The 13,937-nt window shown below is 57.7% G+C and carries 8 protein-coding genes; all 8 read left to right on the forward strand.

Annotated elements, in window-relative coordinates:
* The first annotated feature begins 22 nt into the window (after window positions 1–22).
* The 8 genes from yegD to SOM82_RS13295 all read left to right on the forward strand — a co-directional run bounded on the left by yegD (window position 23) and on the right by SOM82_RS13295 (window position 13,762).
* Entirely contained in the window at window positions 23–1,375 is a 1,353-nt protein-coding gene (gene yegD / locus SOM82_RS13260; RefSeq protein ID WP_320459822.1) for a molecular chaperone, read from the forward strand.
* Window positions 1,376–1,669: 294 nt separating this feature from the next.
* Complete coding sequence (locus tag SOM82_RS13265; RefSeq protein WP_320459821.1) at window positions 1,670–2,917, forward strand: MdtA/MuxA family multidrug efflux RND transporter periplasmic adaptor subunit; 1,248 nt, start codon at window positions 1,670–1,672, stop codon at window positions 2,915–2,917.
* On the forward strand, window positions 2,917–6,039 hold the full coding sequence (locus SOM82_RS13270) for an MdtB/MuxB family multidrug efflux RND transporter permease subunit (RefSeq protein WP_320459820.1): 3,123 nt from the start codon (window positions 2,917–2,919) through the stop codon (window positions 6,037–6,039). The genes SOM82_RS13265 and SOM82_RS13270 overlap by 1 nt, the downstream gene beginning before the upstream one ends.
* Window positions 6,040–9,117 carry a multidrug efflux RND transporter permease subunit MdtC gene (mdtC, locus tag SOM82_RS13275; protein ID WP_320459819.1) on the forward strand — a complete coding sequence of 1,026 codons (3,078 nt, stop codon included), beginning with the start codon at window positions 6,040–6,042 and terminating at the stop codon, window positions 9,115–9,117.
* The gene (locus SOM82_RS13280; RefSeq protein ID WP_320459818.1) at window positions 9,118–10,533 is read left to right on the forward strand and encodes an MFS transporter; all 1,416 of its coding nucleotides are present in this window, start codon (window positions 9,118–9,120) and stop codon (window positions 10,531–10,533) included.
* A complete protein-coding gene (baeS, locus tag SOM82_RS13285; RefSeq protein WP_320459817.1) occupies window positions 10,530–11,933 on the forward strand; it encodes an envelope stress sensor histidine kinase BaeS in 1,404 nt (467 codons plus the stop codon). Before SOM82_RS13280 ends, baeS begins: the two co-directional genes overlap by 4 nt.
* On the forward strand, window positions 11,930–12,652 hold the full coding sequence (baeR, locus tag SOM82_RS13290; protein ID WP_154127323.1) for an envelope stress response regulator BaeR: 723 nt from the start codon (window positions 11,930–11,932) through the stop codon (window positions 12,650–12,652). The genes baeS and baeR overlap by 4 nt, the downstream gene beginning before the upstream one ends.
* A 168-nt stretch (window positions 12,653–12,820) precedes the next feature.
* On the forward strand, window positions 12,821–13,762 hold the full coding sequence (locus SOM82_RS13295; protein WP_501083530.1) for a hypothetical protein: 942 nt from the start codon (window positions 12,821–12,823) through the stop codon (window positions 13,760–13,762).
* Window positions 13,763–13,937: the final 175 nt, after the last annotated feature.

Here is a 13,937-nt window from a genome sequence, read left to right on the forward strand (position 1 = left end):
CAACGGCATGGGGACTTCGTCAGTGTTTATTGGTTTTGACTACGGTACAGCAAACTGCTCTGTGGCAGTGATGGATAACGATCAGCCTCGTCTGCTGAAAATGGAAAAAGAGAGCACTCTGCTGCCGTCGATGCTCTGCGCGCCGACGCGTGAGGCCGTGAGCGAATGGCTCTACCGCCATCATCAGGTTCCGGCCACTGCCGGGGAGACTCAGGCGCTGCTGCGTCGGGCCGTCAACTACAACCGCGAAGAAGATATCGACGTTACGCCATCCAGCGTGCAGTTTGGCTTGTCCTCTCTGGGCCAGTACATCGAAGATCCGGAAGAAGTTTACTTCGTTAAGTCGCCAAAATCGTTCCTCGGAGCCAGTGGGCTGAAGCCCCAGCAGGTCGCCCTGTTCGAAGATCTGGTGTGCGCCATGATGCTGCACATCCGCAATCAGGCGCAGACTCAGGTCACTGACGCCATCACCCAGGCCGTGATTGGTCGTCCGATAAACTTCCAGGGCCTGGGTGGCGATGAGGCAAACCAGCAGGCGCAGGGTATCCTTGAACGCGCAGCGCACCGCGCCGGTTTTCGCGACGTGGTATTCCAGTACGAGCCGGTTGCGGCGGGTCTGGATTTTGAAGCCACGCTGCGTGAAGAAAAGCGCGTGCTGGTGGTCGATATCGGAGGGGGGACAACCGACTGCTCCCTGCTGCTGATGGGGCCACAGTGGCACCAACGCCGCGATCGTGAAAACAGCCTTCTGGGCCACAGCGGCTGCCGCGTGGGCGGTAACGATCTGGATATCGCGCTGGCGTTTAAAAGTCTGATGCCGCTGCTCGGAATGGGCGGGCAAACTGAAAAAGGGACCGCGTTGCCGATCCTGCCGTGGTGGAATGCGGTCGCGATTAACGATGTTCCGGCACAGAGCGATTTTTACAGCACCGCCAATGGACGCTTCCTCAACGATCTGGTGCGCGATGCCCAGGACGGCGACAAAGTGGCCCTGCTGCATAAAGTCTGGCGTCAGCGTCTGAGCTACCGCGTGGTGCGTAGCGCTGAAGAGAGCAAAATTGCGCTCTCTGACGCCGTCGAGCACGCCGTGCGATTACCGTTTATCAGCGACGAACTGGCCACCGCCATCTCTCAGCAAGGGCTGGAAACCGCGCTGTCTCAGCCTTTGCAGCGTATTCTGGAGCAAGTTCAGCTGGCGCTGGAGAATGGCAACGAGAAGCCGGACGTGATCTACCTGACCGGGGGGAGCGCCCGTTCACCGCTGATCAAAAAAGCGCTGGCGGAACAGCTACCGGGCATTCCGATTGCCGGGGGCGATGATTTTGGCTCCGTGACCGCCGGTCTGGCCCGCTGGGCGAAGGTGATGTTTAGCTAACAGCCTGATGCCCTCACCCCGGCCCTTTCCCACGGGGAAAGGGAGAAAACACTCAAAACGGTCACTGGCGTGACCGTTTTGCTTTTGCCTTGTGCGGTCTGATGCCCTCACCCCGGCCCTCTCCCACGGGGAGAGGGAGAAAACACTCAAAACGGTCACTGGCGTGACCGTTTTGCTTTTGCCTCCATTCAGACAAATCCAGACAGTCTTTCATATTTCCTCCATTTTTCCGCGGCTTTACCTGACTAAACTAGTATCATTTCCCGAAGTGTTTCAGGATGAGAACGTATAACGATGAAAGGCAGTCATAAATCCCGCTGGGCAATCGCCGCCGGTGTCATTGTGGTGGCTCTTGCTGCTGCGTGGTACTGGTACAGTCAATCCCAGGGTGCGAACGCCCCTGCGGGCGCAAACAGCCAGGCGCAACGCCCTGCTGGCGGTGGCCGTCACGGTATGCGCGGCGGTGCGCTGGCACCTGTCCAGGCCGCGACAGCCGTCAGCAAATCCGTTCCTCGTTATCTCTCCGGCCTGGGGACCGTTACCGCCGCCAATACCGTGACCGTACGCAGCCGCGTTGACGGACAACTGATGGCGATCCACTTCCAGGAAGGTCAGCAGGTCAAAGCCGGTGATTTACTGGCAGAAATCGATCCCAGCCAGTTCAAAGTGGCGCTCGCTCAGGCACAGGGGCAACTGGCAAAAGACAAAGCGACGCTTGCCAACGCCCGGCGCGATCTGGCTCGTTATCAGCAGCTGGTCAAAACCAATCTGGTCTCCCGCCAGGAGCTTGACACCCAACAGTCGCTGGTCAGTGAAGCGCAGGGAACGCTCAAGGCTGATGAAGCCGCCGTTGCCAGCGCGCAGTTACAGCTCGACTGGAGCCGAATCACCGCCCCGATTGACGGGCGCGTCGGCTTAAAACAGGTCGACATTGGCAACCAGATCTCCAGCGGCGATACCACCGGCATTGTGGTTCTCACCCAAACCCACCCGATTGATTTGGTGTTTACCCTGCCGGAGAGTGATATCGCCACCGTTGTCCAGGCGCAAAAAGCAGGCCAGAAGCTAACCGTGGAAGCATGGGATCGGGCGAACAAGGCCAAACTGAGCGACGGTACGCTGTTGAGCCTGGATAACCAGATCGACGCCACCACCGGCACCATCAAGCTTAAAGCCCGTTTTAACAACCCGGATGACGCCTTGTTCCCCAATCAGTTTGTCAATGCGCGGATGCTGGTTGCGACCGAAGAGAACGCCGTGGTGATCCCCACTGCCGCGCTCCAGATGGGGAATGAAGGCAACTTTGTCTGGGTGCTGAACAGCGATAACAAAGTGAGCAAACATCTGGTGAAACCGGGTATTCAGGACAGTCAAACCGTGGTGATCAGCGCCGGTCTTTCTGCCGGGGATCGGGTGGTGACCGACGGAATTGATCGTCTGACCGAAGGGGCAAAAGTGGAAGTGGTTGAAGCGCACAGCGACACCGCGACGAGCCAAACACCCGCCCGACCTGAACATGCTAAACCGGGAGCGGCTTCCTGATGCAGGTGTTACCGCCCGGCTCCACAGGTGGGCCGTCACGCCTGTTCATTATGCGTCCCGTCGCCACCACGCTGTTGATGGTCGCGATTCTGCTGGCCGGGATTATTGGCTATCGCTTCCTGCCGGTTTCCGCGCTGCCAGAGGTGGATTATCCGACGATTCAGGTCATCACTCTCTATCCCGGCGCCAGCCCGGATGTGGTGACGTCAGCGATTACGGCGCCACTGGAACGTCAGTTTGGCCAGATGTCGGGCTTAAAGCAGATGTCATCGCAAAGCTCCGGCGGTGCCTCGGTCGTCACCCTGCAGTTCCAGCTCACTCTGCCGCTCGACGTGGCCGAGCAAGAGGTGCAGGCCGCCATCAACGCCGCCACCAATCTGCTGCCGTCCGATCTGCCCAACCCGCCGGTCTACAGTAAAGTCAATCCGGCCGATCCGCCGATCATGACTCTCGCGGTCACCTCCTCCGCCATGCCGATGACTCAGGTCGAGGATATGGTGGAAACCCGCGTGGCACAGAAAATCTCGCAGGTTTCCGGCGTCGGGCTGGTGACGCTCTCCGGCGGGCAGCGCCCTGCGGTCCGCGTCAGGCTTAACGCCCAGGCGATTGCCGCTCTGGGCCTGACCAGTGAAACCATTCGCACCGCCATCAGCAGCGCTAACGTCAATTCGGCGAAAGGCTCGCTGGATGGCCCGTCGCGCGCGGTGACCCTGTCGGCTAACGATCAGATGCAGTCGGCGGACGAGTATCGTCAGCTCATCGTAGCCTATCAGAACGGTGCGCCAGTCCGTCTGGGGGATGTAGCCGTCGTGGAACAAGGGGCTGAAAACAGCTGGCTGGGGGCATGGGCCAACAGGCAGCAGGCGATTGTGATGAACGTCCAGCGTCAGCCGGGCGCAAATATCATCGACACCGCCGACAGCATTCGCGCCATGCTGCCGCAGCTGATTGAGAGCCTGCCAAAATCGGTGAGCGTCAAGGTACTTTCCGACCGCACCACCAATATCCGCGCGTCCGTCAGCGACACCCAGTTCGAGCTGATGCTGGCGATTGCGCTGGTGGTGATGATTATCTACGTCTTCCTGCGTAACGTTCCGGCGACCATTATTCCCGCCGTCGCGGTCCCGCTGTCGCTGGTCGGTACGTTTGCGGTCATGGTATTTCTTGATTTCTCGATCAATAACCTCACGCTCATGGCCCTGACCATCGCTACCGGGTTTGTGGTCGATGATGCCATCGTGGTAATTGAGAATATCTCCCGCTATATCGAAAAAGGCGAAAAGCCGCTGGCGGCGGCGCTGAAAGGCGCGGGCGAAATTGGCTTTACCATTATCTCGTTAACCTTCTCGCTGATTGCGGTGCTGATCCCGTTGCTGTTTATGGGCGATATTGTGGGCCGTCTGTTCCGTGAATTTGCGGTGACGCTGGCGGTCGCGATCCTGATTTCTGCCGTTGTCTCCCTGACGCTCACGCCGATGATGTGCGCCCGCATGTTGAGCTATGAGTCGCTGCGCAAGCAAAACCGTTTTTCCCGCGCCTCGGAACGCCTGTTTGACCGTATTATTGCCGCTTACGGGCGCGTGCTGGCAAAAGTTTTGAATCACCCCTGGGCCACTCTCAGCGTGGCACTGGGCACGCTGGCCCTGAGCGTGATGCTGTGGATTGTGATCCCCAAAGGATTTTTCCCGATTCAGGATAACGGCATTATCCAGGGCACGCTGCAGGCGCCGCAGTCGGTCTCCTTCGCCAGCATGGCGCAGCGCCAGCAGCAGGTGTCCGAGGTGATCATGAAAGATCCGGCGGTCGAGAGCCTGACCTCGTTTGTCGGCGTGGACGGCACCAATCCTTCGCTTAATAGCGCTCGTTTGCAAATCAACCTTAAGCCGCTGGATGACCGGGACGATCGCGTAAACACGGTTATTGAACGGCTGCAACAGGCGGTCGCGAAAGTACCGGGCGTAGAACTGTACCTGCAACCCACTCAGGATCTGACGATTGATACCACCGTCAGCCGCACGCAGTATCAGTTCACGCTCCAGGCCACCAGCCTCGATGCCCTGAGCACCTGGGTTCCACAGCTGGTCAGTCAGCTCCAGGCGTTGCCCCAGCTATCAGACGTCAGCAGCGACTGGCAGGACCAGGGATTGGCGGCCTATGTCAACGTCAACCGCGACACCGCCAGCCGGCTGGGTATCACCATGGCTGACGTGGATAACGCGCTGTATAACGCCTTTGGTCAGCGCCTGATCTCCACCATTTATACCCAGGCCAACCAGTATCGCGTGGTGCTGGAACACAATACTGAACAGACTCCGGGGCTGGCCGCGCTCGACGGAATTCGCCTGACCAGCAAAGACGGCGGTATTGTCCCGCTCAGCGCCATTGCCACCGTCGAACAGCGCTTTACGCCGCTCTCCGTCAACCATCTGGATCAGTTCCCGTCCACCACCATTTCGTTTAACGTGCCGGACAACTACTCCCTTGGCGAGGCGGTGAATGCGATTCTGAATGCGGAAAAAACGCTTAACTTCCCGACCGATATCCAGACCCAGTTCCAGGGGAGTACGCTGGCGTTTCAGGCCGCGCTTGGAAATACCATCTGGCTGATCGTGGCGGCCGTGGTGGCGATGTATATCGTGCTCGGCGTGCTGTACGAAAGCTTTATCCACCCGGTGACCATCCTCTCCACTCTGCCCACCGCGGGCGTTGGGGCGCTGCTGGCGCTGATGCTTTCCGGCAGTGAACTGGATGTGATTGCGATCATCGGCATCATCTTGCTGATCGGTATCGTCAAGAAAAACGCCATCATGATGATCGACTTTGCTCTCGCCGCCGAACGCGAACAGGGCATGACGCCGCGCGAGGCGATTTTCCAGGCCTGCCTGCTGCGTTTTCGCCCGATTCTGATGACCACCATGGCGGCGTTGCTCGGCGCTCTGCCGCTGATGCTCAGTACCGGCGTCGGCGCAGAGCTGCGCCGTCCATTGGGGATCGGTATGGTCGGCGGTCTGCTGGTCAGCCAGGTGTTGACGCTGTTCACCACCCCGGTGATCTATCTGCTGTTCGATGGCCTGGCGCTGAAGCTCAAAGCGCGTTTCCCTAAGCGTGAAGAGGAGGCGTAAGTGAAGTTTTTCGCCCTCTTCATTTACCGCCCGGTGGCGACGATTTTGATTTCGGTCGCCATTACCCTGTGCGGCGTGCTCGGCTTCCGGCTGCTGCCGGTGGCTCCGCTGCCGCAGGTGGATTTCCCGGTGATCATGGTCAGCGCCTCGCTGCCGGGCGCGTCGCCGGAAACCATGGCCTCGTCGGTGGCCACACCGCTGGAGCGCTCGCTTGGCCGCATAGCCGGGGTCAGCGAAATGACCTCCAGCAGCTCTCTTGGCAGCACGCGTATTATTCTTGAGTTCAATTTCGACCGTGATATCAACGGCGCTGCCCGCGACGTGCAGGCGGCCATTAACGCCGCCCAAAACCTGCTGCCGTCCGGGATGCCGAGCCGTCCGACCTATCGCAAAGCCAACCCGTCCGATGCGCCGGTCATGATTTTGACGCTGACGTCGGACACCTATTCGCAGGGCGAGCTGTACGATTTTGCCTCTACGCAGCTGGCGCAAACCATCGCCCAGATTGACGGCGTCGGCGACGTGGACGTGGGCGGTAGCTCCCTGCCCGCCGTGCGTGTCGGCTTAAATCCTGAAGCGCTGTTTAATCAGGGCGTATCGCTGGATGACGTGCGCAGCGCCATCAGCAATGCCAACGTGCGCAAGCCGCAGGGGGCGATTGAGGACAGCGGCCGTCGCTGGCAGATCCAGACCAACGACGAACTGAAAACCGCGGCGGAATATCAGCCGCTGATTATTCACTACAACAATGGCGCGGCGGTGCGCCTGAGCGACGTGGCGAGCGTGACCGATTCCGTGCAGGACGTGCGTAACGCCGGGATGACTAACGCAAAACCTGCCATTCTGCTGATGATCCGCAAGCTGCCGGAAGCCAACATTATTCAGACGGTCAATAGCATCCGCGAAAAACTGCCGGAACTGCAGGAGACCATTCCTGCGGCTATCGATCTGCAAATCGCCCAGGATCGCTCCCCGACGATTCGCGCGTCGCTGGAGGAGGTCGAGCAGACGCTGATCATCTCTGTAGGTCTGGTGATCCTCGTGGTGTTCCTGTTCCTGCGCTCCGGTCGCGCGACGCTGATCCCCGCCGTGGCGGTTCCTGTTTCGCTGATCGGCACTTTTGCCGCTATGTATCTGTGCGGATTCAGCCTCAACAACCTGTCGCTGCTGGCATTGACCATCGCCACCGGATTTGTCGTCGATGATGCCATCGTGGTGCTGGAAAATATTTCGCGCCATCTGGAAGCGGGAATGAAGCCGCTGCAAGCCTCCCTGCAAGGGACACGCGAAGTGGGCTTTACGGTACTGTCGATGAGTCTGTCGCTGGTGGCGGTATTCCTGCCGCTGCTGCTAATGGGGGGCCTGCCCGGACGGCTGTTACGTGAGTTCGCCGTGACGCTCTCGGTGGCAATCGGTATTTCGCTGGTCATCTCTCTGACCCTCACTCCGATGATGTGCGGCTGGATGCTTAAACGCAGCAAGCCTCACTCGCAACCGCGCAAAAAAGGCTTTGGCCGCCTGCTGATTGCCCTGCAGGAAGGCTACGGCAAGTCGCTGAAGTGGGTGCTGAACCATACGCGGCTGGTCGGGCTGGTGCTGGTGGCAACCATTGCCCTTAACGTCTGGTTGTATATCTCCATCCCGAAAACCTTCTTCCCGGAGCAGGACACCGGCGTGCTGATGGGCGGGATTCAGGCGGATCAGAGCATCTCATTCCAGGCGATGCGCGTGAAGCTGCAGGATTTCATGAAGATCATTCGTGAAGACTCCGCCGTCGATAACGTGACCGGCTTTACCGGCGGCTCGCGCGTCAACAGTGGAATGATGTTTATCACTCTGAAATCGCGCGGCGAGCGCCATGAAAGCGCTCAACAGGTGATTGACCGCCTGCGCGTCAAGCTGGCAAAAGAGCCGGGGGCGAATCTGTTTTTGATGGCCGTTCAGGATATCCGCGTCGGCGGGCGTCAGGCGAATGCCAGCTATCAGTACACGCTGTTGTCAGACGATCTGGCCGCCCTGCGCGAGTGGGAGCCGAAAATCCGCAAAGCGCTGGCGGCCCTGCCGGAGCTGGCAGATGTGAACTCGGACCAGCAGGATAACGGCGCGGAGATGAACCTGACCTATGATCGCGAAACCATGGCGCGGCTCGGTATTAACGTCGAAGCGGCCAACAGTTTGCTCAACAACGCCTTTGGTCAGCGCCAGATTTCCACCATCTATCAGCCGATGAACCAGTACAAAGTGGTGATGGAAGTTGATCCGCGCTATACCCAGGACATCAGCGCGCTGGATAAAATGTACGTCATTAATAACGAGGGCAAATCCATACCGCTCTCTTATTTTGCCCGCTGGCAACCCGCCAATGCGCCGCTGTCGGTCAACCATCAGGGATTGTCGGCAGCCTCGACGGTCTCGTTTAACCTGCCGACCGGCTCGTCACTCTCCGAGGCCAGCGATGCGATTAACCGGGCGATGACGCAACTCGGCGTGCCGTCCACCGTGCGCGGGAGTTTTGCCGGAACGGCGCAGGTGTTCCAGCAAACGATGAACTCGCAGGTGATTTTGATTCTGGCGGCGATTGCGACGGTCTATATCGTGCTGGGGATTTTATACGAAAGCTACGTCCATCCGCTGACGATCCTCTCCACCCTGCCCTCTGCGGGCGTCGGCGCACTGCTGGCGCTGGAGCTGTTCGGTGCGCCCTTTAGCCTCATCGCGCTTATCGGGATCATGCTCCTGATAGGCATTGTGAAGAAAAATGCGATTATGATGGTCGACTTTGCACTCGACGCGCAGCGCAACGGCAATATGTCGCCGCAGGACGCCATCTTCCAGGCCTGTCTGCTGCGTTTTCGCCCGATCATGATGACCACGCTGGCGGCGCTGTTTGGCGCGCTGCCGCTGGTGATATCCGGCGGCGATGGCTCGGAATTGCGTCAGCCGCTGGGGATTACGATTGTCGGTGGGCTGGTAGTGAGCCAGCTGTTGACGCTCTATACCACGCCGGTGGTCTATCTGTTCTTCGACCGCCTGCGGGTGCGTTTTTCACGTACAAACCGAGACAGGGTAAACGGGTAAATGACTGACCTTCCCAAAAACGTCCGCTGGCAATTGTGGATTGTCGCCTTCGGCTTTTTTATGCAGTCGCTGGACACCACCATTGTCAACACCGCCCTCCCCTCGATGGCGAAAAGTCTGGGAGAGAGCCCGCTGCATATGCACATGGTGATTGTCTCCTATGTGCTGACGGTGGCGGTGATGCTGCCTGCCAGCGGCTGGATGGCAGACAAAATCGGCGTGCGTAATATTTTCTTTACCGCCATCGTGCTCTTTACCGCCGGTTCCCTGTTTTGCGCACAGGCCGATACCCTCGATGGACTGGTGATGGCCCGCGTGTTACAGGGCGTCGGCGGCGCCATGATGGTTCCCGTCGGCAGACTGACGGTGATGAAAATTGTCCCGCGCGCGCAGTATATGGCGGCGATGACCTTCGTGACGCTCCCCGGACAGGTCGGGCCGTTACTCGGCCCGGCGCTCGGCGGCATTCTGGTGGAGTACGCCTCCTGGCACTGGATTTTCTTGATCAATCTGCCGGTCGGGATTGTCGGCGCGATCGCCACGCTGATGCTGATGCCGAACTACAAAATGCAGACGCGGCGCTTTGATCTCTTCGGCTTTGTGCTGCTGGCGGCGGGGATGGCGACCCTGACCCTGGCGCTCGACGGACAGAAAGGGCTCGGGATCTCCACGCTCACGCTGAGCGCTCTGGTGGCAATCGGGATCATCGCCATCCTCTGGTATCTGTGGCACGCCCGTGAAAACGAACGCGCCCTGTTCAGCCTGTCCCTTTTTGGTAACGCCACCTATCGTCTTGGGCTGTTTGGCAGCTTTGCAGGGCGGATCGGCAGCGGCATGCTACCGTTTATGACGCCGGTGTTCCTGCAAATCGGCCTTGGGTTTTCGCCGTTCCACGCCGGGCTGATGATGATCCCGATGGTGCTCGGCAGCATGGGCATGAAGCGTATTGTGGTGCAGGTGGTTAACCGCTTTGGCTATCGTCGAGTACTGGTGACGAGCACGCTTGGGCTGGCGCTGGTAAGCCTGCTGTTTATGGCGGTCGCATTAATGGGCTGGTACTACGCCCTGCCGCTGGTGCTGTTTTTCCAGGGGGTGATTAACTCGACGCGCTTCTCGTCGATGAACACCCTGACGCTGAAAGATTTACCTGACGAACTGGCAAGCAGCGGTAACAGCTTGCTGTCGATGATTATGCAGCTCTCCATGAGCGTTGGGGTCACCATTGCGGGGTTGTTGCTCGGCATGTACGGCCAGCACCATTTAGGTGCCGACTCTTCCAGTGCGCATCAGGTCTTCCTCTACACCTATCTTTGCATGGCGGTCATTATCGCCCTGCCCGCCCTGATTTTCGCCCGGGTTCCGGATGATACCAGCACCAATGTCGTCATTAGCCGACGCAAAAGGAGTGAACGATGAAATTCTGGCGCACCGGCATTACCGGAAAACTGTTTCTGGCTATTTTCGCCACCTGTATTGTCCTGCTGATCACCATGCACTGGGCCGTGCGCGTCAGTTTTGAACGGGGATTTATTGACTACATCAAGCGCGGAAACGAGCAGCGGCTACAGGGGCTGAGCGATGCGCTGGCCGATCAGTATGCGCTGCACGGCAACTGGCGTTTTTTGCGTAACAACGACCGGTTTGTGTTCCAGATTTTGCGCTCGCTCGAACATGATAATGACGACGATCGCCCGGGGCCCGGGATGCCGCCCCACGGCTGGCGCACGCAGTTCTGGGTTATCGATCAGGACAAATACGTGCTGGTTGGCCCGCGCGCCCCTGTTCCACCGGACGGTACTAAACGCGCCATTATGTTTAATGGCGCCGCCGTGGGCTGGGTGATTGCCTCCCCGGTCGAACGGCTGACGCGTAACACCGATATCAACTTTGATCGCCAGCAGCGGCAGACCAGCTGGCTGATTGTCGCCCTGTCGACCCTTCTGGCCGCACTGGCGACATTCCCGCTGGCGCGTGGCCTGCTGGCGCCGGTCAAGCGGCTGGTGGAAGGCACTCATAAGCTCGCGGCGGGCGATTTTTCCACCCGCGTGGATACCCGCAGCCAGGACGAACTGGGCAGGCTGGCGCAGGACTTTAACCAGCTCGCAAGTACGCTTGAGAAAAACCAGCAGATGCGCCGCGACTTTATGGCCGACATTTCCCATGAGCTGCGCACACCGCTGGCGGTTTTGCGCGGCGAGCTGGAGGCCATTCAGGACGGCGTGCGTCAGTTCACGCCTGAATCGGTGGCCTCGTTGCAGGCGGAAGTGGGCACGCTGACCAAGCTGGTGGACGATCTGCATCAGCTTTCGATGTCCGACGAAGGCGCGCTGGCCTATCAGAAAGCGCCAGTCGATGTGATTAATGTTCTGGAAGTCGCCAGCGGCGCGTTTCGCGAGCGCTTTGCCAGCCGCAATCTGAACATCGAATTGTCGTTGCCGGACAGCGCGGTGGTATTCGGCGACCGCGATCGCCTGATGCAGCTTTTCAATAATCTGCTGGAAAACAGCCTGCGCTATACCGATGGCGGCGGCACTTTACGTATCTCCGGCAGGCAGGAAGAGGGGCGTTTTGCCCTGACCTTTGCAGACTCCGCCCCCGGTGTGCAGGACGCACAACTGGAGAAACTGTTCGAGCGTTTTTACCGCACCGAAGGCTCCCGCAACCGCGCCAGTGGCGGCTCCGGCCTGGGGCTGGCGATTTGTGTCAACATCGTTGAGGCGCACGGGGGCACGATCCGCGCCGCCCATTCGCCTTTTGGCGGGGTTAGCATTACAGTAGAGTTACCGCTGGAACGCGATTTATCGAGAGAAGTATGACTGAGTTACCCATTGACGAAAACACACCGCGCATTCTGATCGTGGAGGACGAGCCTAAGCTTGGGCAGTTATTAATCGACTATTTACGTGCAGCAAGCTACGCCCCTACGCTTATCAGCCACGGCGATCGGGTGCTTCCGTACGTGCGCCAGACGCCGCCGCATCTTATTTTGCTGGACCTGATGCTGCCGGGCACCGACGGACTGACGCTGTGCCGCGAGATCCGCCGTTTTTCCGACGTGCCGATTGTGATGGTGACAGCCAAAATCGAAGAGATCGACCGCCTGCTGGGGCTGGAAATTGGCGCGGATGATTACATCTGTAAACCGTACAGCCCGCGTGAAGTGGTGGCCCGCGTGAAAACGATCCTGCGTCGCTGCCGCCCGCAGCGCGAACTGCAGGTGCTCGACGCCGAAAGCCCGCTGATTGTCGATGAAAGTCGTTTCCAGGCCAGCTGGCGCAATAAGATGCTGGATCTGACCCCGGCGGAGTTCCGCCTGCTGAAAACGCTGTCTCACGAGCCGGGCAAAGTGTTCTCCAGAGAACAACTGCTTAATCATCTTTACGACGATTATCGCGTGGTGACGGACCGCACCATCGACAGTCATATCAAAAACCTGCGCCGCAAGCTGGAAGCCCTGGACGAAGACCAGTCGTTTATCCGCGCGGTATACGGTGTGGGCTATCGCTGGGAGGCGGATGCCTGCAGGATTGCGTAAATTTTTCTGCATTGAAAGGTGACCCGAGCCTCTCGGGTATCACCTTGCCGCTGCGCTCCTTTACCGGTCGCATTCCTGATACTCCCTACCTGATTTGACGATTGCATGTACCGGGTCGTGATGCTAAAAAAAGCCATCGACTTTCCGTCAAACAGGTTATATTTTATAATGCCAAACATTATTGGAACGCTATTTATTATTATCACTACCACCATTAGTGTTGCCAGTCTTTTACTCTGCTTGCTAAATTACAATAAAAAAATGAAAACGCAGGCAATACTTAAAATAGAACGCCTGTTACCTGATAATAATAAAATATCACGTTTTTCTGAACAATGGGTCAGCGCCTTCTTTCTGGTCTTTGGTAGTCGAACGTTTTCTAAAAGACAATTGTTCACTATTCCCTGTTTGCTTATCTTGTATTCCAGTATTTTATTCGTTGTATGGTATGTGTGGGTTCTCGTTTTTCGCAATCCGGAACGGATTATTCCTGCGCATTTGCCAACCGGCATTTATGTTGCGTTGCATGACTTCATCCATCAGGGATTCTGGTACTCGCTGCTGCTGGACGCTCTTTCTGTTTTCTTGATCAGAATTTATATCAACGCAGGTATAGCAAAAGGTTTTTCATCCCTCAAAGCCGTCCTCAGTTTTGCCTTTATTTTTATTGCTATTCTGCTGGTGTTCACTGGAATCATCACCCATCTCAAGAATGACTCAATAGAAGATTTATATATTCAGCAAGAGATGTATTTCGAGGTGCGACCCGTCATACACTGGGACGTTATGGAAGTCATCCGCTCATCGCTAAGTTTTATCGATAACGAAACTATGTTGATTATGACGCCTAAGGGGCTTATTTCTAACTATTTTATCCCTCAGGCCATTATGTTGTATTTGTCTATTATTACCCAGTTAACGCTAATTATCGTTTTCATTAGCTATCTGCTGACGAAATTAATTCAACGCGTGCGCCGTATCGCTATTTGGGTGGTTAATTTCGCTGGCACTGACACCATTAACGCGATTGGATTTATTCTTATCGCTGCGATTATCCTGATGTCATTTGCCTTTATGTGTCTGTATGTTCTGTCATTCCTGTTCACATAACTTCCATGCATTATTGCCGCGAAGCGGTGCGCGTCAGATGCTGAAAGACAATTCCTGACCCATGCGCAAAGGCCGGGCGGCCCTTGACGCCACCCGGCGCTTTACCTCCCTGCCCCGCAGCGCTACAATGCCCGCCCTTAAAGTAGGGGATCTCCCCTTACCGCTTCACCTGGTG

It is taken from the genome of Lelliottia sp. CFBP8978 (genome assembly GCF_034046055.2).
Taxonomy (GTDB): domain Bacteria; phylum Pseudomonadota; class Gammaproteobacteria; order Enterobacterales; family Enterobacteriaceae; genus Enterobacter.

Bases quoted from the DNA above. Each gene is read 5' to 3' on its own strand.
- SOM82_RS13280 (WP_320459818.1), top strand. From the start codon at position 9,118: ATGACTGACCTTCCCAAAAACGTCCGCTGGCAATTGTGGATTGTCGCC.
- SOM82_RS13270 (WP_320459820.1), top strand. From the start codon at position 2,917: ATGCAGGTGTTACCGCCCGGCTCCACAGGTGGGCCGTCACGCCTGTTC.
- SOM82_RS13265 (WP_320459821.1), top strand. From the start codon at position 1,670: ATGAAAGGCAGTCATAAATCCCGCTGGGCAATCGCCGCCGGTGTCATT.
- SOM82_RS13295 (WP_501083530.1), top strand. From the start codon at position 12,821: ATGCCAAACATTATTGGAACGCTATTTATTATTATCACTACCACCATT.
- baeS (WP_320459817.1), top strand. From the start codon at position 10,530: ATGAAATTCTGGCGCACCGGCATTACCGGAAAACTGTTTCTGGCTATT.
- baeR (WP_154127323.1), top strand. From the start codon at position 11,930: ATGACTGAGTTACCCATTGACGAAAACACACCGCGCATTCTGATCGTG.